Genomic DNA, 20,730 nt, shown 5'->3' with positions numbered 1-20,730 from the left:
ATAATGTGCAAGTGTTTTTATACAAACTCGATAAGGATAAGTTGGTTCCTTCTAAAGATGGAGATATAATAGTAATAGTTGATAAAGATAACGTAAAAGTTTTTGATAATAAAGGAAATGAAATAACTAATTATAACTTTTCTTTTTTAGGAGATGAATATGTACTTTTAGAGAAATTACATGAATTAGAAAAAGTAGTCAATATTAAAGTAAATGTAAATTATGCACTTGCTTATCCTGATATTTCATCTAGAAAACTAAGAGTAAATCAGATAATTGGATACCTTTTTGAAGAATATGTGTACTCTTTACTTTCAAGATATTATAGAGTGGAAAGAAATAAAGAGATTTTTATCTCCCTCTCTAAATTTGGATTTAAATCTCACAATAAGCCTGATTTCATAGTTGAAAATAAGATTGCAATTGAAGCAAAAGTAGGAGATTATTCTGTTAGTCAAATTATTGACTATGAAAAGAGGTTTAAAATTGGAGCTATAGTTTTTCCATGGTCTGGGAATTGCAAAACAAGAAAATGGAGATGTTTTTATTACGTCATTAAAGACTCGAAACCTTTAATAGATTGGATAGGCATTTACTTAAACAAGTAAATTATCGAGTTAAAATAGAAAGATTTATTACATTGATCAAGTAAATGCAAATCATGGAAATAGGAACTCCTTTATTCGAAGGTGCAAAAAAGTTACTTCTTCTTGGTGGTGGTGAACTAGGAAAAGAAATGGTAATAGAGGCTCAAAGAATGGGAATAGAAACAATAGTTGTTGATAGATATGACATGGCACCAGCGATGCATGTAGCTCATAGAAAATATGTAGTCAATATGCTTGATGGAGGAGCAATAAAAAACATTATAAAGAGAGAAAGTCCAGATGCTATAATAACTGAGATTGAGGCAATAAATACGGATGCCTTACTAGAACTAGAAAGTGAAGGATTCAAAGTAGTTCCTAACGCTAGAGCAGTAAAGATTTGTATGAACAGATTAGAATTAAGAAGATTAGCTGCTGAAAAAGTCAAAGTGCCTACTACTTCATATGGTTTTGCAGAGACACCAGATGAAGTTAAGAAAATTTGTAAAGACATTGGTTATCCATGTATGATAAAACCAGAAATGAGTTCAAGTGGGCATGGGCATGAAGTTATTTATAATGAAAATGAAGTTGAAGAGAAATTTAAAGAAGCATTATTACATGCTAGAGGCAAAAGTCAAAAAGTCATAGTAGAAGAGTATGTAAAAATTGACAGAGAACTTACTGTACTTACTTATAGATATTTAAGTGATAATGGAGTTGTAACTAAAACTATACCGCCAATAGAGCATCAAAGACCATCTGACGTTTATTATTATGTTGAATCATGGCAACCTTCTACTGCAGATAAAGATATTATAGAAAGAGCTCAAGAATATGCTATAAGAGTAGTTAATGAGTTAGGAGGATTTGGAATATTTGGAGTTGAAATACTTGTATCTGGAAATAGGGTTTTGTTTAGTGAAGTTTCACCTAGACCTCATGATACTGGGATGGTTACTATGGCAAGTTTAGATATTAATGAATTCCAAATTCACATTAGAAGTGCTTTGGGTTTACCTACTCCAGAAACAAAAATTGTCTCTCCCGCTGCAGCTCACGTTATTCTAGCAAATAACGAAGGTTGGGCTCCTAAATTTATAAATGTTGAAAAAGCTTTGCAAATACCTGGTGTACAAGTGAGACTATTTGGAAAACCTTCAACATACTATAAAAGGAGAATGGGATTAGTCTTAGCAACTGGGAATACTGTTGAGGAAGCAAAAGAGAAGGTAAGAAAAGCTTCTTCACTGATCTTAGTTACTTAATTCCATGTATTTTCTTCAATTTTTCTACAATTTCCATTACTCTTTTTTTCACAAATTCACTAGAAGCTATAAAGCAGCAATCCTCTAAATTTTCAAATTCAGTAAAATCTAACCCAGCTATTTCTGCTATAGATAGAGTCCAAATTCTAGCTGTGGCTTCATAGTTATATCCTCCTCCTCCAGTCATTATTAGCCTTCCATTTGATAACTGATGAGAAAGGGAATGTATAGTCCTAACAACTTCTAAATACCCTTTTGTAGAAAGCTTTAACTCAACTAAAGGATCCTCATAATAAGCATCCCCACCGTTAAGTAAGAAAATTAGATCCGGTTTAAACTCCTTAACTTTGGGAACAACTATTTCATTAAATGCATATAAATACATATCATCAGCAGTACCAGGAGGTAAAGGTATGTTTATAGTAAGACCTTTTCCATTCCCTTCTCCGATCTCCTCTTCACTTCCAGTCCCAGGGAAAAACCTCTGATGATACATATGTAAAGAAACCTTTAAAACGTTAGGATCATCATAGAGTAGATATTGCGTACCATCCCCGTGATGTCCGTCAATATCTATTAATGCTATTTTCTTAAGCTTTCTTTCAGCTAATTTAATGCCTAGAGCTACGTCATTAAATACACAAAAGCCAGAAGCTTCAGAACGTTTAGCGTGATGAAAACCACCACCTACATTTACAGCATGATCATAAGATGAATTACCTATTAATTCAACTGCTGTAACTGTACCACTTACTCTTATTAGAGAAGCCTCAAAAATACCCTTGAATGCTGGAGTATCTCCATCATCTAATAAACCCTCTCCAGTCTCACTTTTCTTTTTTACAAATTCTATATACTCTTTTGAATGTATAAGAGATAATAATTCTTCGCTAATTATTTTAGGTTTAACAATATCTATTTCATGGAATGCTCCTCTCTCTTCAAGAAATTTTTTAGTCATAGCTTCTCTTAGAGATTTAAACGGATGATCCCCCGGAAAAGAATAGTCAAGATACTTATCATCCCATATAAATGCTGTTTTGTGCACACACAATATATTCGTTGAAAAACTATATAAGTGTACATCTGGATTTTTCCTTAATGATACCAAAAGAGCTCTTAGAGGAACCAAAGGTTATTGCATCATATAATGATAGAATAAGGGACCTCATTTCTAAGATGCAAGAAAATAATCAATGGGTTGTTCCAGTAATAAGAGAAAAGGTTGTAATCGGAATAATAAGCTACAATGAGTTATTGAGAAGAAAGGTGAGTCCAGAATCTAAGGTTATTAATCTAATGACTCCTTCTAATAACATAGTAGAAACAGATGATGAAGCAAAGATCGTAGCTAAGTTCTTTACAACTAAATCTAGAGCTTTAATAGTAGTCGATGATAAAAAAAGATTAGTTGGAATAATAACTAGAGAAAGCCTTCTCTCATATTATCTTAATAGGGGAGAAATTCCAGATGCAAAAGTTAGAGAAATTATGACTACTCCAGTAATTACAGTTAACTCAAACGATTCAGTTGCTAGGGCTAGATGGTTAATGAGTAATAATCACATTTCTAAGTTACCAGTATTAGAGGAAAAGAAATTAGTTGGAATAGTTTCTACTAGAGATATCGTAAATAGGTTATATTCAGAAGGGGGTAAGAAGAAATCATCAATATTAACAGAAGAAGAAAGATTGATGGCTTTACCAGTCAAAGAAATAATGAATTATCCAGTTATTACAACTGATGGAAATCAATCAGTAAAGCAAGCAGTTGAAACTTTGTTAAAAAGGAAAATCTCTGGAATGCCAGTCGTTGAAGGAGAAATAGTTGTTGGAATGTTTAGTGGTATAGATGTAGTTAATTTAATAGCTAAGAAATTTGAGTTAGAAATGCCTATAGAAGCAAAACTCAGTAGTGATTTAAGACAAGGAGATACTAAAGCATTAATTGATGGAATATTGGAGAGATATTTATCAAGACTTGAAAAACTTACAGAGGTCATAAACTTTAAAGTAACCTTCAAAGAAGTAGCAAAGAGTCAAGATAAGAAAATGTACCAAGTAACTGCAAGGGCTGTAACTAAAATAGGTGATTTTATAAGTAAAGAGTCTGACTGGGATCCAGTAACTGCTGTTAGAAAAGCAGTAGAAAAGTTAGAAGAAAGAGTAAATAGAGAATTAAGAAAAATTGAAACAAAAGGAAGAAAGCCAAAGGCAGAGGAAGGTTGAAGATTGGTATTGTACAACCATCAAATATAGCTAATTCATTATTTCTCACTGAAGAGTCTCTAAAGAATGGCGCTGAAATAGTACTGTTACCGGAAAAATGGGTAAAAACCCTTGATGAATTACCTTTACAGAGTTTCCAACAATTAGCTAAGAAGTACACTGCATATATTATACCTGGAGCTGTTGAAGATGGCGTGTCAATAATTTCTCCAATAATAGACCCAAACGGTAACATTAAATCTATAGCAAAGAAAATTCATCTATTTGGAGATGAGAAAAACAGATTAATTTCTGGAAGTTCTGCAACTATTTTTAAATATAGAGGAGTTAAGATAGGAATATCTATTTGTTATGACATAGATTTCCCAGAAATCATAAGAGAAATGTTTCTTAGAGGTGTTGAAATTTTGTTAGTTCCTTCTAAAATACCCGTAGATGGAATAGATTTATGGAGAGAGTATTTAAAAGTTAGAGTATTAGAAAATAGGATTGCTATTGTTAACTCAAACACTTTTTCTCCCCCAGAATATCTGGGAATGAGTATTGCTTATATCCCAGCTTTAAGAGGCAGATTTATTGAACCAAAACCCGTAGGTGAGTTAGGAGATAAGGAAGGATATATCGTTGTAGATATTAATCCTCTTTCTTATATGAATTTTAGAATTGAGAGGTTAAAAGAATATAGGCAATTCGACGTTAATGAACTGGATTAATCAGTCCCGGTGGATGTCTTCACAAATCAGATAAGGACGCGTTCATCACTGAAAGAAAAAAGATTTAATCTTTATCTCCTTTAGGATGTATTATTAATAATGGTTCCTTATTTACATTTAAGTCTCCTCTAGGATGGTTTGAAACTTCATAGAATATCTTTATGTACACTATATATTTTCCTGCTGTTAAATTAACATTGACTTTGGTTTGTTCTAAATTAAGTAATAATGTCTTGTTTGCAATTTCAATAGTGACATTAAACTCACTAAATACTTTACTTAATTTTTCTGAATGGAGAAGTTGAATAACATACGTACCATTATTAGATATAACTATAGTTGCATTTACTGTTACATTACCTTTCATACCAGACGATAAATTACCTAAGTTTATGTATGCTGGTATTATTTCTGCAGTAGAATTTGATACTTGCACATGGTATGAAATATATGCTATTGGACCATATCCTTCTACACCGGCTATGAATATTCCAGTAGCTATAGCTACCATTGCTATTAAACCGAGTACTAGAGCCTTCATCAAATTTACTCTGAACGTTTCGCTATTAAATAGTTAACATAGTTTCACTTCGTTTCATAACTGAAATGCTATATTTAAACTATTTATTTTCTATATATTTATAAATCTTTTGGTCTTTTTATGGGCAAATAGGTTTTTAATTGTTTCAGTAATATCTCTTTGTGCATTCGTTAGAACAATTCATGGAAACAAATATTACTAAATCGCTAGCTGAACATGCTCTAGATTATGCAAATAAAAATAATTTAGTGCCTTTAATATCATTTTATTTAGAAAAAGATTTATTAAAGAACTTGATTAAAAAATTGGATCCTAAATTAAATGAAATTTTTAGAAAATTTAGCTATAATAGAGATTTATTCATAAAAGAAGCTATCAAAGTATTAGATTCTGAACAAAAAGAAAATTTCGTACATTTTATTTATTATGCTACACCAATTAGTGAAAAAACTGAAATAATGATAATAAAAAATAATTGGATACCTCCAAAAGCTGTAATATTAAATGGAAAAGTTAGATTTACTTTTATGCCATATTCTGACATAGAAGAATTAGAGAAAGCAATAAAGACTCAAAATGATGATGATATAGTTGTAGAATTCGAAAATGGAATTGTTAAAAATTATGATAGAAAAAGAAATATATTTACTGATTTTAGAAGCGTTACTCAAATTATTCAATCAAAAAATAAAGTAAGTCTTAATTTATTTACTTCATTAGATTCAATCTTTATTTTTACTATGATCAGTAATAATGTATATCCATATAAAAATAAAATCGAAATAACATATAAAGAGGACAAATTCGAATTTAGTATATTAGAAGGGAAAGCCTCAAAAGAAGACGTTATAAATGGAAACACTTTGACTGCAGAAAGCAAAGCCGAGTTATATTATGATTACAAGAAAAAGATGATTGATGAGAGAACAATATTGCAAGGTCTAATCTACAAATTACCAAATATGTAGAACTATAGAAATAAAATCTGAGTTATACCTAAAATTCTATTGTATTTACATTTTAAAAAAATGTAGGGAAATATTAGTTATTTTTCAAATTTACTTATATACCTCAAAAAGAATAAGATTATTGACAATTATGAGACTTAGTTGGGTTATAGGTGGTGCACAGGGAACTGGTATAGATACAGCTGCAAATATTTTTGGAAATGCTGTGGCTGGAGCTGGTTATTATATTTTTGGAAATAGAGAATATTATTCAAATATAAAAGGAAGACATAGCTATTTTTCATTAACGATAAGTGATAAAAGAGTTAGAAGTAATACTCAAAAGATAGATATCCTTGTCTCATTCGATGCTGAAACAATATTTCAACACTTCCTAGATGTAAATGGAATTTTGATTTATAATAAAGCTGTTGAAGGAACAAAAATAGATACAGTTCAGTCAATGGAACCAGAAATAGCAGAAAGAATTACAAACTTCTTAATCAAAAATAATTATGAGCCAACAGTTAAAGGAGCATTAGATTATGTGAAGAGTAAGAACGTTGCGCTTATACCAGTTAATTATGATGAAATTGCTAAAAAGGTAGCAGATGAATTAAAAATTCCACTTTCAGTAGCTGAAAGAGTAAAGAATATTGTTGGAATAACAATTTCTTACAAGCTTTTAGGCTTAGACATTAAATACTTAATAGACGCGATAAATGATACATTTAAGCAAGATCTTTATAGAAAAATGAATGAGATAGCCGTAAAAGATTCATATGATTTGGTTAATTCTAAATTTAATTTAAAGCCTTTACCTAAAGAGAAAAGATATTGGCTAGATGGAAACACCGCTGTAGCAATTGGTAAAATATATGGTGGTGTTAGGTTTCAATCATATTATCCAATAACTCCAGCTTCGGATGAAAGCGTTTACATCGAAGCTCATCAAGACGTCCTTATGGAAGATCCTTTAACTGGTGATAAAAAGAAAGGTACTATAGTAGTAGTTCAAGCTGAAGATGAATTAGCAGCAATTAATATGGCCATTGGGGCAGCTTTAACTGGAGTTAGGGCAGCAACAGCAACTTCTGGTCCAGGGTTTTCACTTATGGTTGAGGGATTAGGCTGGGCTGGAATGAACGAAGTTCCTGTTGTTATCACATATTATATTAGAGGAGGACCTTCAACTGGATTACCAACTAGAACTAGTCAATCGGATTTAATCTTCCCAATGTTTGCTGGACACGGTGAATTTCCGAAAATAGTAATAGCCTCCGGAGATCATGCTGAAGCATTTAAGGATGCTATATGGGCCTTAAATCTCGCAGAAAAATATCAAACACCAGTTATTCATTTAATAGAGAAAACTTTAGCTAATTCTTATTCAACTGTTACAGAAAAAGAGCTAGAATTAGATAAGTTAAAGGCAGAGAGGGGGAAGATAGTAGAGTCTGCAGATACCACATATAAAAGATTTAAAATAACAGAAGATGGAGTCTCACCTAGAGCACCGTTAGGAAAGGCAGTAATGTACTATACTGGCGATGAGCATAATGAAGTGGGTCACATATCAGAAGATGTATTAAATAGAACTTTAATGTACGAGAAAAGAATGAAAAAGTTAGAATTAGCTGACAAAGAAATACCAGAAGAAGAAAGAGTTAAGATTTATGGAGATCCCAACGCTAAATATTTAGTTATTACTTGGGGATCTCCAACTAGCGTTTTAAAGGATATCCTTGAAGAGTCTAACATAGACTTTATATTATTACAGTTAAGGATGTTCTCTCCATTTCCTAAGAACTTAATAAGCAAATTAATCGAAGGAAAAGAGAAAGTAATAACAGTTGAAGGTAATTATATGGCTCAAACTGCTATGGTAATAAAAATGTATACTGGAAAAGATGTATCAAGTTCAATTTTGAAATGGAACGGAAGACCTTTCTTAATGGATGAATTAGAAGAGGCCTTACTTAAGGTTATAAAAGATGGTGAAAAGAGAGTGGTTGTAAATGGCGGCATTTAAACCTGAATGGAATGATTGGTGCCCAGGCTGTGGAAACTTTGGAATACTAAATGCTGAACAACAAGCTATAATAGAACTTGGAATAGATCCTAAGTCAGTAGTCATAGTATCTGGCATTGGTTGTTCTGGTAAAATACCACACTTCTTTAGGATTCCAGTCTCTGGAGTTCATACTCTACACGGAAGAGCAATAGCTTTCGCTACTGGAATTAAACTATCTAACCCAGAACTTACGGTAATTGTTAATGGAGGAGATGGAGACCTACTAGGTATTGGAGCTGGACATTTTGTGGCTGTAGGTAGAAGAAATATTGATATGGTAGTTATTCTTCATGATAATGGAGTTTATGGGTTAACAAAAGGTCAAGCATCTCCTACGCTTAAGAGAGGAGAAAAACCAAAGTCTTTACCAAGACCTAATATCAACGATGCAGTTAACCCGATAGCATTAGCAATATCCTCTGGGTATACATTTGTTGCTAGAGGATATGCATATGACGTTAAGCATTTAAAGGAATTAATTAAAATGGCCGTAAAACATAAGGGGTTGGCATTTATTGATGTCCTTCAGCCATGCCCAACTTATAATGATATAAACACTAAAGAATGGTACGATAAGAGAATTTATAAATTAGACACGTTACCAGATTGGGATCCAGTTGTTAAAAAGCCAGAAGACATTAGCGAAAAGATAAAGAAAGCTATTGATAAAAGCTTAGAATGGGGAGATAAAATACCAATAGGAATTTTCTACCAGAATGAGACCGTTCCTAGCTATGAGGAACGTATAAAAGCTAATTCTCCAGCATACCTTGATAATCCACCAGCAAAACAAATAATTGAAAAAGAAGGAAAACTAACTACTATACTAGACCCTTTATTGAAAGAAAGAGAAGTTGACTAACTTTTTCCTATTTTTGCTTAAAAGTAAATTTTCTTAAATGACATAGGCAGGTTATCTATGTCTTTTGTAGACACTATTAAAACACAACACCAATCCTTAAATTCCCAAGGATCTTGATCCTTAAATATATAGTATTTAAGTCTATCTGGTGCTGAAGAATTCTCAATTATTTTATAATTCTTAGGATCATTAATCACAACGTAGACGTTATCGCTCTCAATCTCCTTATCCAGGATTTTCCATGTAACTACTCTGTTTTTAACTTTTTCCCATGGTTCAATTAGGTCGGCTACTTTAAATCCGGATGGAGCCTCACCAATTACCTCTAAAATTTCTTTCATTTCTATATTACCTTTATCATCTAAAATAACTAAAGTATCTCCTTTTGGATAATAAAGATAGTATTTGTTTGAAGAGTAACCTAAGAGTATAACAAATATCTTATCGCCTTTATAATTTAGAAAATATTCACTCATTATCATAACCTCATGCAAATACATTATTTGGATCTAATGCCATTTTTAGCATATCAAATGTTAAATATTTAAATCCAAAGCAATCCTCACTAGCTTCACATCCTTTCTCGATTATAACATTATATCCTTCATTTCTCAATTCTAAAGCTTTTTTCTCACAAACTCTAACATAACCTGCCCCTACATACGCTATACCATTACTAAATCTTTTAAGGACTTCAATTTCTTCTCCCCTAGACGTTACAATCCCAAAAATTTTCTCGCAATCTAATTTACTTTCTGGTATTCCATCATAAAAAGTAAATGAGAATTCTCTAGATATTCTATCAAAGAAAGTACTAAAACTTCCAAATATAAGATAATTTGTAATTTTACCGTCTCTGACAATTGAAGTAATCCCCCATGGTCTTAATGAGATATATTTAAGTGGGTCTTCAACTTCTGTATATTTTATTTCTTCTGGCTTAGGCAGAAGACGAAAGGTTAATTCGGTGTACACTCCTAAACTACCTAAACTACCAGACAAAACTTTCCATATCTTATATCCGCTGGAGAATTTAGTAGTTCTACTTCCACTTCTTATTATTTCTCCTTTTCCAGTTATGATTTTTGCTCCTAAAATAAAATCTTTAGGATAAGGATAAAGTAAAGAAAAAATAGAGGGTTTATTAGTAGAAGCTAAACCACCTAAAGTACCAGAGTAAATAAATGGTAGAAATAAATCGTACTCTGCTACAGTTTTTTGAAGTAAATCAACACTTACTCCAGCCTGTGCTGTAACATATAAATCTGATTTAGATATCTCTATTATTTTATTTAGCTTAGAGGTAGAAATGCAAATATCAGCTACTATCTTTTTGCCTATATGATTATTTCCTAAACCTATAGGATGAACCTTAATTTTTTCCTCATTAGCTTTTTTTACTAATTCTACTATTTCCTCATAAGAGTAAGGCTCATAGACTTCTTTACAGTAAACATTATGTATAAGCAATTTAAACTACATAAATCAATCATTACTGATGTTAAAAAAGTTAAAAGAGATCGTTGGCGATAATTGGGTTATTACAAGTGATGAAAAAAGGCTTTATGGCTTTGATGGTTTAACTGCTATTAAGAAAGAGCCAAAAGCTGTTATTTTACCTGGTAACGAGGAAGAAGCAATTAAAGTTATTAGAGAATTAATTCGAAACAAGGAGAAAATCATTATAAGAGGGTCTGGAACAAGTTTAAGTGGGGCAACTGTTCCAATTGAAGGAGATGAGTACATAGTTTCGCTTACTAGATTAAATAAAATCTATTCTCAAAAAGGATTAGAAATAGAAGTAGGCCCTGGAATTGTAAACGCTATGGTTACAAAAAATGCCCCTCCTCATCTTTTTTATGCACCCGATCCAGCAAGTTTTCAAGTCTCTAGTATAGGCGGAAATATCTCTCATGACTCTGGAGGAATCCATGTAGTAAAATATGGTCCTACTTTTAACAGTGTTATATCCATTAAGGTTATCTTACCTAATGGTGAAGTTGAGGAGTTTTCTCCCTCCCCTTATTTCAACTTATCGAGTATATTCATTGGAGCAGAAGGAACATTAGGTGGAGTATTAAGGGCTAGATTAAGACTTTTCCCTAAACCTAAAGTTAAGAAAACCGTAGTTGGGATTTTTAATAGTATTAAGGATTCTGCTAATACAATAGTTGACATTTTTAGACAAGGTGTTATTCCTTCCGCACTTGAATTAATGGATAGAAATGCTATAAGAGCTATTGAGAAAAGCAGATATAAAGCTGGATTACCAGATGTAGAGGCAATCCTATTAATAGAACTTGATGGTCATGAAGAACAAGTCAAAGAGGAAGAGAATAGAGTGAAGACTGCAATAGCTAATAATGATGGGGAAGAAATTACAACTACTGATGACTCTAGATTCTGGAATGCAAGAAAAGGAGCTTTTCCAGCCATGGGCTCAATTTCTCCAGCTTACATAACCTTAGATTGCAATGTATTGAGAAGTGATTTGCCAGATGTATTAGAAAAAATATCTCAGATAGCAGAAAAGTATAAAGTTTATATAGCTAACGTTTTCCATGCTGGAGACGGAAACTTACATCCTTTAATCTCTTATTATCCGGATGACTTTGAAAGCTTTCTCAGAGCAGTTAAAGCTAGTGACGAAATCGAGAAATATGTTATTGAAAAAGGCGGAGTTCCTTCTGGGGAACACGGAATAGGAATTGAAAAAATAAAATATTTAAGCGTATATTATAACGAGACTGAACTAAATGTACTTAAAAGAATTAAGAGAACATTCGACCCTGATAATTTATTTAATCCTTGTAAAATGTTTGGTGGATGTAAAGAAGAGTCTAGAGAACTAAAGGTGCTGTGGGAATGGGATTAGAAGAAGAATTGCAAAAATGTGTTCATTGCGGATTTTGTTTAGAGGCTTGTCCAACTTATGTAGTGACAAGGTCTGAGATTCACTCACCAAGAGGTAGAATAACAGCTGTTAAACTGGGAATTAACAGTGAGGGAATAGAAACATGCATGTATTGTAGAAGATGTGAATTAGCTTGTCCTAGTGGTGTAGTCTACTCAGAGATAATAACGAGAGTTAGGAGACCTAATACGGTTCAAAAGGTCATGTTAAATATTCTTGAAAGGCCTAGTCTGTTACCTTATTTCGTCAAAGGAGAATTTGCTAAAAAGATTCCAATAAAACCAGAAAAGCCCTTAGAGCACAAAGATGTTAATGAGGAAATAGTTTTATTCCCAGGATGCATAATGTCAGTATTCTTTAGAAGCACTGTGGAAAAAGCATTGCAGTATCTGAAGAATCTAGGGTACAGAGTGAAGATTTATAATGGTTGTTGTGGCTTAGCCCACAAAAATGTAGGAGAAATTAATAGAAGTAAGGAGTTAATAGAAAAATTGAGAAAAGAGTTTAAAGGAAAAACTGTAGTTTCTCTATCTTCAAATTGTACTGCACATATGAAAGAAAACAATCTTGAGGTTTATGACTTTGCGGAATTTTTAGTCAAATTCAACTTACCTTTACCAAAAGTAAATACAAAACTTACAGTTCATGATCCTTGTCATGCAAACTTACTTGGATTAACTAAGTATACTAGAGAGGCTCTCTCTAGAATGGGCATTGAAATAAGAGAGTCTGAAGAACCCTCTTTTGAATGTGGAGCTGGAGGAGATTATTTCATTTTCCATGAGGAGATTGCTAGTAAAGTTATGGAAGTGAAAAAGGAGAAGACTCTAAAAAGTGGACTGAATACAGTAGTATCTACTAATCCTAGTTGCTCTTTAGCATTTCTTAAAATGGGATTAAAGCCTTTACATATTGCAGATCTCTTATAAACTTTATTACTTTTATTACAACCTTTTTACTTACTAGAGATACCAACCATATATCCCAGAGTATTATATGAAGAATCTAAAATTAGGAGTATCGAGTTAAGACTCTAGACATGATAGTTACAGTAATTAATCAGAAAGGTGGTGTAGGAAAAACTACCACTTCAGTTAATTTAGCTTATAGTCTTAGTAAATTTAAAAATGTAGCCTTAATAGATTTGGATCCAGAAGGAGGTGCGACTGTTTCTTTTGGAATGAAAAGAGAAAAGAGAGAACTGAAATTGGGAGAAAAGAGCGTAAATATTTTTAACGTTGAAGTCTTTCCAGCCCATATAGGACTCCTCAGATTAGAACTAAATGGAGACGTAGAATCAATAGTTCAAGGACTGAAGAAAGTCTCTGAAAGTTTTGATGTTCTAGTTATTGACACTCCACCCAATTTAGGTACTTTGTCCGTTTCAGCAATGATATCAGCTGATAAAATAATCTCACCAATAACACCACAACCTTTAGCTATTGAAGCAGCAAAGAATTTAGACTCTAGACTAGCAAGTCTAAAGAAACAAGCAATTGCTTTTACTAACATGTCGAAGAAAGCAATGAAGATTGAATTCTCTTCAGTAAAGAGTGTAGAGTTAACAGTTCCTCCATCTAAGCTATTCTATGAAGCATCTAGACTTGGAGTTCCAGCAGTAAGATATGAAGAGTTCAGAGTGAAGAAACCCAAGTTTTCTCCAATATTTGAGGAACTTTCAAAACTGGTGCTAGAAAGTTGAGTGAACTAGATTTAATATTTAATAGAAAAAAGAAAGAGGAGAGTATAAAAGAAGAAGATAAAAAACCAGAAATAGAGCAGAAAGTAGAAGAAAAGAAAGAGGAGAGTAAACCAGAAGGAATCAAAGCACAGTCTAATGTGGAGGAAATTATGAGAAAGTTTATCGAAAAAGATCCTAAAATTGGAATATGGAGTTACCCAGCTTATTTACTTCTTCAGTACTTATATAATACAATACCAGGGTTTAAGATGAGTAAGACAGCGAAAGAAGCCCTAGAAAGAGGATTAAAAGAGATGTATCCAGATTTGTTCCAGATAGCAGAAAAAGTAGCAAAGGAATCTGGAAAGATATGAGTTAGTATTACGCACACTGACTTTTTATGGCAAATTTTTTCATAAGGGTTAGCTTTTCTTTACAAGATATTCGTAGAAGAGACCCAAAACAGAAAATAGTATTATACCGAAACTAAGAATAATAAGAGAATAATCAATATAAAGTAAGAAATTGTTTTGCAATATAATTAATGTAGTTGTTTTAGTATTGTTATTAACTAGCGTCTGAGAATTATAATAAAGTGTATAAGTAGTCGAACCTTGAACTAAAGTACCAATAACTGACTGAGCTGAAATAGGTTGTTTTGCTAAAACTTCAGCTTGAGAAATCGTTGTTGTTTGATAAGGTTTTAAAGTTATTACTTTATAATTAACACTAAGGAGATAATCTCCTAAACCTACAGCAAATAGGAATAGTAGGATACCAATAACAAGTAATTTTTTCCAAATCACACTTTATATTTATTTCCTCGCCAAATTATATATTTTTGTTTTAAAGTAAAGGGAGTAAGTAAAAGGGTATAAAATATTGCAACAACTGAAGCTAAGCTTGGAATTATCGCATAACCAGTTTTAAAACCCCTTATTATATTCTTTATAATCCATGTTATAAGAGGTGTTATAAAAACTAAAGAAAAGAACGAGAGAATTAGAAAAAATAACATGAAAATAGCAATCAAAATGAAAGCGTAAAATCCTCGCCTAGAGTATAAATAAACGGTTATCATTTGCCTTTTAGACCAATTAATCAAATCATTTTCGTCAAAAATATTTAATGGCATAGCGTTAATAACAAATCCAATCTTACCTCTCTCTTTTGCAATTCTAGTTAAAGTACAATCATCGCACCAGTTCTTACTAAGTTCACTAATCACATAATCGTCAAAGAAATCCCTTCTAAAAGCCATGCTTCCTCCCCAAAGAAAAGTACCACCTACTGCTTGAGATTCAAAACCAAAAGTCCAAAATCCAGCCCTTATAAAATTTTTCAGAGTAAGCTTATACGGTTTTGGCCAAGAAAAAACTGTAGTAGCAACAAAATTTGATAGAGGTTTTACTAACTCTCTAAGCCAATACTTAGGATACCAAGTGTCAGAATCACCAAATACTATTATTTCACCTTTAGCATATTTTAATCCAGTTAATTGAGCCCTTATCTTACCACTACATAATGAACAAACATCTTCTGTTTTTATTATTTTTACATTATATTTACGTAATATTGGTACACATATATCTTCATAACTATCAACGACATAGATTACCTCATACGCTGGATAATCTTGATTAAGCAAAGATAATACGTTATCCTCTAAATTTACGTCAAGCCCCTTTATAGGTATAATAACTGAGGCAAAACCCATAAAGTTTCCACTTATCTTGCGAAGCTCAATTTCCTTTAATGTTTGATAAATTAATAATAGGTTTGCTAGAATTGGTAATAGAATTAAGAATTCTATTAGCATCAATGTACTCTAATCCCAGTTTATTAAGGAGATTTAAAGCTTTCTCAGATATTCCTGGGGAAACTAATGCACCTCTAGCATTCCCGTATTGTTCTATAAAGAACATGTAATAACGATAAAGCTGAGAAACCGCTTGGAGAGTTGCCTTACTTCTCTTAAACTCTAAAACAAAGGGTCTACCGATTTTATCATATCCTAATAGATCAACAATACCATATGGAGTTCTATACTCTCTCTGTAATGGTTTGAAACCATCTTCTACTAAGTTAGGTTTCTCTAGTACTATTTCTACTAGATCTTTTTCAGTTCCTTTTAGATTAAATTCACCGCTATTTACTTCCGCAGAAGTTAGATAGTAAACTCTTCTCAGAATAATGTAAAGTCTCTCTTTTGGTCTCTTGCGTATAGACTCTATTCCTACTACTCCAGACTCTTTTCTAATACTAATTATACTCCCTGGAGGTTGCCAATTTATTGGCTCTCTCTTAGTGTGTTCATGAACAATAACACTACCATCAACTTTTATAATGATCAGCCTAGAAGCCAAAGAGGCATAAGAAGTAGCTCTGCCAGAATACTGAATTTCACAATCAGCAAACACTGTTACTAACTTTTTATAAACATTATTAGCTAGAAAATTATATGTTTCATCGAAATTAGGATTAGTTAATACTAAAGCCATAGTATTATCAAGTAAAAATACTTAAATAACCTTTTTCATGAACTCAACGAGTTCAGAGATTTCAGTTATTGTTGGGTGAATTGAATAGAGTATATCCCTATACCGTGAAAAGTCTTCACTCCACTCTGAACAATCTAGAGAGAATAAATGAGACACGTTTCCTTCTTCTGGTAGTATAACTTTGGCACAACCTTTTTTGGAACCTAATTCAATAGTTATTTTCCTATTAGTAGTAAAACCTGGCTTATCTTTCTGAAACTCTTTATTTACATCAATTAATATGCTATTTACTTCAAAATCTAGGAATTTTCTAGGATCTAAATAGATTTTATCCAAATCTTGTAAAAATCTAAGTAAAAGTCCTATAGGAACATTATTCTGATAAGAAAACTGAACTATTCCCTCTTTCATAATATCAGAAAACTCCTTTATTATAGGTTTAACTAATTCTTCCCCTTCTATTCCTTTCTTGACTAACAAATTATGCATATCGAAAAATTTCCCTCTCTCAAAACTTACTCTAGACTTTGGAGAATTAAGTCTAATGATAACATTATTTTGCATCACAGAATACTCCATACTATAGAGTTTATAATTGCAATTGAAGAGTATAGAATCTTGATTACATTTAAAGTGAAAACTAACTTCACTCATCAGCTATTATGTCTTGTTCAACGTTAATATTATTTGGATTTAAAACTTTGAATTCTAATATTTTATTAATGAAATTAAAGATAGTATCGCCTCCCTCACCATATAAAGGAAAAAGATATGCTGTATTATCTAAGAAAAACGCTGACTACTTAGGTAATTATGTAAGGGTAGTAACTAAAAATAAGGAACTTATTCTTAAAGTAGTGGTTAGTAATAAAATAAAAGATGATGAGATTGGAATAAGTAGACTCTTCATAAATAACGAAGAGGAAGCTGAAGTAGAGCCACAGAAGATAGAAGAGTCTAGAGAGATAATAGTTGAGACGCCTCTTAAAATAGATGGTCTAGATGATTATATAAAGAAAATTCTCTATCAACAACCAGTATACGAAGGAGAAAAAATATATATACCGTTTATACATGGAAGGTTCGAAATAGAAATTAAAAAAGTAGATAACCAAGTTGGTTATATAGGAAAATCTACGATTATTATTTTAACCTAGCCCCTCCATCAACTGGAATAACAATTCCATTAACCCATTCTGCCTCATCAGTCAAGAGCCAAACTATAACCCTTGCAAAATCCTCTGGTGGAGCATCAGATTGACCTAATTTCCTTAATTTCCTCCAATCTCTATTAGGAACAAATTCACCACTTATTGTGCTTGGAGCTATTCCTACAACTCTTATTCCTTTACTTAACAACTCTGAAGCTAAGATCTCAACTTCTTTAGCTAACCCGGCTTTAGCTATCCCATAAGACAACTGAGAAGGATCAGCTTTGTATATTCCAGCCATAGAAGAAACTAAAACTATTGTAGAACCTTCTTTTAATTTGTTTAATGAAGCATTCACAACATATAAGGGAATTTTTATATGATTCCTTATCATCTCTTCTAAACCAGACAACTCGGTAACTGTATCTTCAACATAACCACCAACTGTAACAACTAAGTCAGTAAAATCACCAGACTTATTAACAACTTCTTTAGCCCCATCTAGAGTCGAGACATCTCCAACAACATAGTTTATCTCTCCTATACTCTCTAGACTCTTCTTTATTTCCTTTAATTTATCTTCATTTCTAGAGTTTATAATAACACTAGCACCCTCCTTTAGTAGAAAATATGCTAAAGCATATCCTAATCCTTTACTTACACCTACTATAAGAATACGTTTACCCTTTAACCTCACATTACCCCACCACTTAAGTATAATCTTAATTTCTCTGGGGAAGTTAAAGGCATACTACATTTATTACCAACGCACACAAAAGCTCTACTAGTTCCTTTGTTATAATTTATCATTGAACGCATATATGAAGGAACATAATCTTTTTTAGATTCATCCATTATTTCTACTATCTTCAACGGATAGAAGGTTGTTAAGGCCGTATTGTGTAAATCTTTAGCTTTTCCATCATTTTCATTAACAACAACAATATGAGCTAATCCTTTCATGAAAGACATAACGTTATAGAGTATACCAGAAGTAAATGCGGGAGAGCCCTCATAAATATTAACATTAATTTTCTCCTCAGTTAATAGAGAGATTTTAAGGAGACTTTTTAATCTTAAAGATTCTGGGGATTCATTAGGTGAATCTATTGGATATCCTTCTATGTTTTTCAAGTTTTGTGAAATTGAAACTGCTAAATCTTTGTATTTATCGTTTCCAGTAACTTCATAAGCAGAGATTAAAGCTAAAGTTGCAGATGAATAATCTTCTAATAATCCTTCTTTTCCCCCATCTAGTCTTCTTGTAACAACTTTGCTTAGTTTATCTACAATTTCTAATGCCTCATTTAACCCTTTACCTATTATTGGATAAAGATTTAGTAAGGCCTCAGCAATTCTTGTGTTAGGATAAGTATACAAATTCTCATCTCTGAAAGGTTTCTTTCTCATCTTCTCTCTATACTCTAGAAGCTTAGTTCTAATCTCGTTTAATTTGTCGAAAGAGTAAACTTTTAATAAATCTCTAGAGTCTATAGTCCTTTTTAAAACCTTCCTCCCTTCAACCTCTTTTGCAATTCTTAAGTTAAAGAACTTCGACCAATATTCAATATCCTCTCCCTTTAATGCTTCAGCAAACTCATCATCTTTCCACGTGTAATAGTATCCTTCTATTCCCTCAGAATCAGCATCCAAACTATTTGCAAAACCTCCTTCAATTTTCATGTCCCTCAATAGGAAATTATAAATTTGATTAATTGCATCAAATAGCTCAAGATCTTGAGTAAATTGGTACGCTTGAATATAATCCAGTAAAAGTTCAGCATTATCAATAAGCAATTTTTCAAAATGTGGAACGTACCATTCGTCATCTACTGTATATCTATGAAATCCACCCCCAACTTGATCAAAAATTCCTCCATAATACATCTTCTTTAAAGTAAAGAGAGCTAATTTTCTCTCTGTATCACTTTTTGTAAAATAAGAATAAGCAAGAAGGAACTCATCTACAGTGGGATGTGGAAACTTCATTTGGCCTTGAAGACCACCATTATCAAAATCATATACGGAAACTATGCTTGAAATGGAATTTTCTATTAATTCCCATTCTGGAGATAAAGTATTAAATGTGATCTTTAAGGATGAAGAAGCATTAGCTACATCTAAAATTTTCTTTCTGTCTTCCCTCCATAATCTTAAAATTTCTAATAACAGTCTCTTAAACCCTATTCTACCATATCTATCTTCTGGTGGAAAATACGTTCCACCAAAGAAAACTTTCTTATCGGGAGTCATAAAGACTGTTAAAGGCCATCCAGATTCTCCAGTAATTGCGCTAACAGTATTTTGCAACTCTCTATCTAAATCTGGAAGCTCATCTCTATCTACTTTTATAGCTATGAAATTCTCATTAATTATTTTTACTACTTCCTGGTCATTATAAGTTTCTTCATCCATAACATGACACCAATGACACCAAGAAGCTCCAACATCAACTAAAACTGGCTTATCTTCTTTTCTAGCTTTTTCAAAAGCTTCTTCACACCAAGGAAACCAATCAATAGGGCTATCAGCAGATTGAAGAAGAAAAGCACTTTTACTGTTTTTTAGTCTATTCATTAACATACTTTAATTGAATATAAGAATAAATTTATTTGCATTATTGTTGTCTTCTTCTAAAAAAGATATACAAAGATAAACCTATTAATCCTAGACCTATACCTAGAAATCCTTGTGAAGAAATTTTTGGGCTCATAGCAGAGTTATTTTCCTTCACAAATGAAATATTTAATGTTTCATTTGAGCTTACTACAAAAACATAAAAATTCGTCTTAATTCCATTAATATCTATAGTTTTTACTGAATTTATGTAAACGATCGAGTTATTTAAAACAAAAAATGATGTGGATTTATTTATGACTAGAAAAGAACCATTATTTAATGATATTCTTAAATTCCCTGTACCGTTTAGATTAATTTGAATTTTTATGAACTCTGGTAAGGCTTTGATTTCTAAGATTTCTGATTTATTTATATTTTCTGTAAATTCATTATAATATTTACTTCCATTAACAACAATATAATAGCTAGGATTTGAAGAAAACACTGTAATCTTAACGCTATTATTAAAATTTACTATAGTACTATTTGTAATTAGAAAAGTAGTTGTACTGTTACTAAATATTACAGTTACTGGCCCATTAATAATTAACTTTAATGTGTATGAGTTAGTTACTAAAGAAAATATCACTATTAGGAATAAAAATAAGTGAATTCTCATCCGAATAGTGTAGAGTATATAAAG

The 20,730-nt window shown here is 31.9% G+C and carries 23 protein-coding genes; 12 read left to right on the top strand and 11 right to left on the bottom strand.

The window, feature by feature from the left end; translation table 11 throughout:
- Nucleotides 1-5 precede the first annotated feature (5 nt).
- Entirely contained in the window at nt 6-608 is a 603-nt protein-coding gene (locus ACAM25_RS03265; RefSeq protein ID WP_369610911.1) for a hypothetical protein, read from the top strand.
- Between the two features lie 53 nt (nt 609-661).
- The gene (gene purT / locus ACAM25_RS03260; protein ID WP_369610910.1) at nt 662-1,855 is read left to right on the top strand and encodes a formate-dependent phosphoribosylglycinamide formyltransferase; all 1,194 of its coding nucleotides are present in this window, start codon (nt 662-664) and stop codon (nt 1,853-1,855) included.
- On the opposite strand, the gene ACAM25_RS03255 is transcribed toward purT, so the two are convergent.
- Nucleotides 1,848-2,903 carry an acetoin utilization protein AcuC gene (locus ACAM25_RS03255; RefSeq protein ID WP_369610909.1) on the bottom strand — a complete coding sequence of 352 codons (1,056 nt, stop codon included), beginning with the start codon at nt 2,901-2,903 and terminating at the stop codon, nt 1,848-1,850. The two genes, purT and ACAM25_RS03255, sit on opposite strands and share 8 nt — an antisense overlap.
- A 53-nt stretch (nt 2,904-2,956) precedes the next feature.
- Between ACAM25_RS03255 and ACAM25_RS03250 the strand changes: the two genes are divergently transcribed.
- Together ACAM25_RS03250 and ACAM25_RS03245 are read left to right on the top strand one after the other, a co-directional pair.
- Nucleotides 2,957-4,084 carry a CBS domain-containing protein gene (locus ACAM25_RS03250; RefSeq protein ID WP_369610908.1) on the top strand — a complete coding sequence of 376 codons (1,128 nt, stop codon included), beginning with the start codon at nt 2,957-2,959 and terminating at the stop codon, nt 4,082-4,084.
- Nucleotides 4,081-4,797: a carbon-nitrogen hydrolase family protein gene (locus ACAM25_RS03245; RefSeq protein WP_369610907.1), complete on the top strand. Its 717-nt coding sequence runs from the start codon at nt 4,081-4,083 to the stop codon at nt 4,795-4,797. Before ACAM25_RS03250 ends, ACAM25_RS03245 begins: the two co-directional genes overlap by 4 nt.
- A gap of 64 nt (nt 4,798-4,861) precedes the next feature.
- On the opposite strand, the gene ACAM25_RS03240 is transcribed toward ACAM25_RS03245, so the two are convergent.
- A complete protein-coding gene (locus ACAM25_RS03240) occupies nt 4,862-5,338 on the bottom strand; it encodes a hypothetical protein (RefSeq protein WP_369610906.1) in 477 nt (158 codons plus the stop codon).
- A gap of 161 nt (nt 5,339-5,499) precedes the next feature.
- Between ACAM25_RS03240 and ACAM25_RS03235 the strand changes: the two genes are divergently transcribed.
- From ACAM25_RS03235 to ACAM25_RS03225, 3 genes are all read left to right on the top strand, one after another.
- Nucleotides 5,500-6,306: a hypothetical protein gene (locus ACAM25_RS03235; RefSeq protein ID WP_369610905.1), complete on the top strand. Its 807-nt coding sequence runs from the start codon at nt 5,500-5,502 to the stop codon at nt 6,304-6,306.
- 130 nt (nt 6,307-6,436) lie between these two features.
- The gene (locus ACAM25_RS03230; RefSeq protein WP_369610904.1) at nt 6,437-8,317 is read left to right on the top strand and encodes a 2-oxoacid:ferredoxin oxidoreductase subunit alpha; all 1,881 of its coding nucleotides are present in this window, start codon (nt 6,437-6,439) and stop codon (nt 8,315-8,317) included.
- On the top strand, nt 8,304-9,221 hold the full coding sequence (locus ACAM25_RS03225) for a 2-oxoacid:ferredoxin oxidoreductase subunit beta (RefSeq protein ID WP_369610903.1): 918 nt from the start codon (nt 8,304-8,306) through the stop codon (nt 9,219-9,221). Before ACAM25_RS03230 ends, ACAM25_RS03225 begins: the two co-directional genes overlap by 14 nt.
- A gap of 17 nt (nt 9,222-9,238) precedes the next feature.
- Here ACAM25_RS03225 and ACAM25_RS03220 read toward each other — a convergent pair whose 3' ends face one another.
- Both ACAM25_RS03220 and ACAM25_RS03215 read right to left on the bottom strand, forming a co-directional pair.
- Nucleotides 9,239-9,697: a hypothetical protein gene (locus tag ACAM25_RS03220; RefSeq protein ID WP_369610902.1), complete on the bottom strand. Its 459-nt coding sequence runs from the start codon at nt 9,695-9,697 to the stop codon at nt 9,239-9,241.
- Nucleotides 9,698-9,707: 10 nt separating this feature from the next.
- On the bottom strand, nt 9,708-10,691 hold the full coding sequence (locus ACAM25_RS03215; RefSeq protein ID WP_369610901.1) for an FAD-binding oxidoreductase: 984 nt from the start codon (nt 10,689-10,691) through the stop codon (nt 9,708-9,710).
- Nucleotides 10,692-10,719: 28 nt separating this feature from the next.
- Here ACAM25_RS03215 and ACAM25_RS03210 point away from each other — a divergent pair, with 28 nt between their 5' ends.
- From ACAM25_RS03210 to ACAM25_RS03195, 4 genes are all read left to right on the top strand, one after another.
- Nucleotides 10,720-12,096, top strand: coding sequence for an FAD-binding oxidoreductase (locus ACAM25_RS03210; protein ID WP_369610900.1), 1,377 nt, complete (start codon nt 10,720-10,722; stop codon nt 12,094-12,096).
- Nucleotides 12,087-13,064, top strand: coding sequence for a (Fe-S)-binding protein (locus tag ACAM25_RS03205; protein ID WP_369610899.1), 978 nt, complete (start codon nt 12,087-12,089; stop codon nt 13,062-13,064). Before ACAM25_RS03210 ends, ACAM25_RS03205 begins: the two co-directional genes overlap by 10 nt.
- Before the next feature lie 110 nt (nt 13,065-13,174).
- Nucleotides 13,175-13,837, top strand: a complete 663-nt coding sequence (locus ACAM25_RS03200) for a ParA family protein (protein ID WP_369610898.1) — start codon at nt 13,175-13,177, stop codon at nt 13,835-13,837.
- Complete coding sequence (locus ACAM25_RS03195) at nt 13,834-14,190, top strand: hypothetical protein (protein WP_369610897.1); 357 nt, start codon at nt 13,834-13,836, stop codon at nt 14,188-14,190. The genes ACAM25_RS03200 and ACAM25_RS03195 overlap by 4 nt, the downstream gene beginning before the upstream one ends.
- Before the next feature lie 48 nt (nt 14,191-14,238).
- Here the strand turns inward: ACAM25_RS03195 and ACAM25_RS03190 are convergent, their stop codons facing one another.
- The 4 genes from ACAM25_RS03190 to ACAM25_RS03175 are packed head-to-tail and all read right to left on the bottom strand — an operon-like array spanning nt 14,239 to nt 16,881.
- Complete coding sequence (locus tag ACAM25_RS03190) at nt 14,239-14,622, bottom strand: hypothetical protein (RefSeq protein WP_369610896.1); 384 nt, start codon at nt 14,620-14,622, stop codon at nt 14,239-14,241.
- The gene (locus tag ACAM25_RS03185; protein ID WP_369610895.1) at nt 14,619-15,635 is read right to left on the bottom strand and encodes a glycosyltransferase family 2 protein; all 1,017 of its coding nucleotides are present in this window, start codon (nt 15,633-15,635) and stop codon (nt 14,619-14,621) included. The genes ACAM25_RS03190 and ACAM25_RS03185 overlap by 4 nt, the downstream gene beginning before the upstream one ends.
- Nucleotides 15,559-16,317 carry an endonuclease NucS gene (nucS, locus tag ACAM25_RS03180; RefSeq protein ID WP_369610894.1) on the bottom strand — a complete coding sequence of 253 codons (759 nt, stop codon included), beginning with the start codon at nt 16,315-16,317 and terminating at the stop codon, nt 15,559-15,561. Before nucS ends, ACAM25_RS03185 begins: the two co-directional genes overlap by 77 nt.
- A 21-nt stretch (nt 16,318-16,338) precedes the next feature.
- Nucleotides 16,339-16,881 carry a hypothetical protein gene (locus ACAM25_RS03175; RefSeq protein WP_369610893.1) on the bottom strand — a complete coding sequence of 181 codons (543 nt, stop codon included), beginning with the start codon at nt 16,879-16,881 and terminating at the stop codon, nt 16,339-16,341.
- A 158-nt stretch (nt 16,882-17,039) separates the two neighbouring features.
- Here ACAM25_RS03175 and ACAM25_RS03170 point away from each other — a divergent pair, with 158 nt between their 5' ends.
- Nucleotides 17,040-17,474, top strand: a complete 435-nt coding sequence (locus ACAM25_RS03170; RefSeq protein ID WP_369610892.1) for a hypothetical protein — start codon at nt 17,040-17,042, stop codon at nt 17,472-17,474.
- On the opposite strand, the gene ACAM25_RS03165 is transcribed toward ACAM25_RS03170, so the two are convergent.
- Genes ACAM25_RS03165 through ACAM25_RS03155 form a run of 3 tightly spaced genes read right to left on the bottom strand, consistent with a single transcriptional unit; the run spans nt 17,461 to nt 20,676 of the window.
- Nucleotides 17,461-18,165, bottom strand: a complete 705-nt coding sequence (locus tag ACAM25_RS03165; protein WP_369610891.1) for an SDR family NAD(P)-dependent oxidoreductase — start codon at nt 18,163-18,165, stop codon at nt 17,461-17,463. The genes ACAM25_RS03170 and ACAM25_RS03165 overlap by 14 nt on opposite strands.
- On the bottom strand, nt 18,162-20,045 hold the full coding sequence (locus ACAM25_RS03160; protein WP_369610890.1) for a thioredoxin domain-containing protein: 1,884 nt from the start codon (nt 20,043-20,045) through the stop codon (nt 18,162-18,164). Before ACAM25_RS03160 ends, ACAM25_RS03165 begins: the two co-directional genes overlap by 4 nt.
- 40 nt (nt 20,046-20,085) lie before the next feature.
- Entirely contained in the window at nt 20,086-20,676 is a 591-nt protein-coding gene (locus tag ACAM25_RS03155; RefSeq protein WP_369610889.1) for a hypothetical protein, read from the bottom strand.
- Nucleotides 20,677-20,730 lie beyond the last annotated feature (54 nt).

This window comes from Sulfurisphaera javensis, from assembly GCF_041154675.1.
Taxonomy (GTDB): Archaea; Thermoproteota; Thermoprotei_A; order Sulfolobales; family Sulfolobaceae; genus Sulfurisphaera; species Sulfurisphaera javensis.
Note: the sequence above shows the minus strand (reverse complement) of the source record. Positions and strands in the feature narration are given on the sequence as shown.

Coding starts and splice junctions, on each gene's coding strand:
- ACAM25_RS03160 (WP_369610890.1), bottom strand. CDS start 20,045: ATGAATAGACTAAAAAACAGTAAAAGTGCTTTTCTTCTTCAATCTGCT.
- ACAM25_RS03205 (WP_369610899.1), top strand. CDS start 12,087: ATGGGATTAGAAGAAGAATTGCAAAAATGTGTTCATTGCGGATTTTGT.
- ACAM25_RS03185 (WP_369610895.1), bottom strand. CDS start 15,635: ATGCTAATAGAATTCTTAATTCTATTACCAATTCTAGCAAACCTATTA.
- ACAM25_RS03220 (WP_369610902.1), bottom strand. CDS start 9,697: ATGAGTGAATATTTTCTAAATTATAAAGGCGATAAGATATTTGTTATA.
- ACAM25_RS03225 (WP_369610903.1), top strand. CDS start 8,304: ATGGCGGCATTTAAACCTGAATGGAATGATTGGTGCCCAGGCTGTGGA.
- ACAM25_RS03250 (WP_369610908.1), top strand. CDS start 2,957: ATGATACCAAAAGAGCTCTTAGAGGAACCAAAGGTTATTGCATCATAT.
- ACAM25_RS03175 (WP_369610893.1), bottom strand. CDS start 16,881: ATGCAAAATAATGTTATCATTAGACTTAATTCTCCAAAGTCTAGAGTA.
- purT (WP_369610910.1), top strand. CDS start 662: ATGGAAATAGGAACTCCTTTATTCGAAGGTGCAAAAAAGTTACTTCTT.
- ACAM25_RS03210 (WP_369610900.1), top strand. CDS start 10,720: ATGTTAAAAAAGTTAAAAGAGATCGTTGGCGATAATTGGGTTATTACA.
- ACAM25_RS03170 (WP_369610892.1), top strand. CDS start 17,040: ATGAAATTAAAGATAGTATCGCCTCCCTCACCATATAAAGGAAAAAGA.
- ACAM25_RS03240 (WP_369610906.1), bottom strand. CDS start 5,338: ATGAAGGCTCTAGTACTCGGTTTAATAGCAATGGTAGCTATAGCTACT.
- ACAM25_RS03230 (WP_369610904.1), top strand. CDS start 6,437: ATGAGACTTAGTTGGGTTATAGGTGGTGCACAGGGAACTGGTATAGAT.
- nucS (WP_369610894.1), bottom strand. CDS start 16,317: ATGGCTTTAGTATTAACTAATCCTAATTTCGATGAAACATATAATTTT.
- ACAM25_RS03200 (WP_369610898.1), top strand. CDS start 13,175: ATGATAGTTACAGTAATTAATCAGAAAGGTGGTGTAGGAAAAACTACC.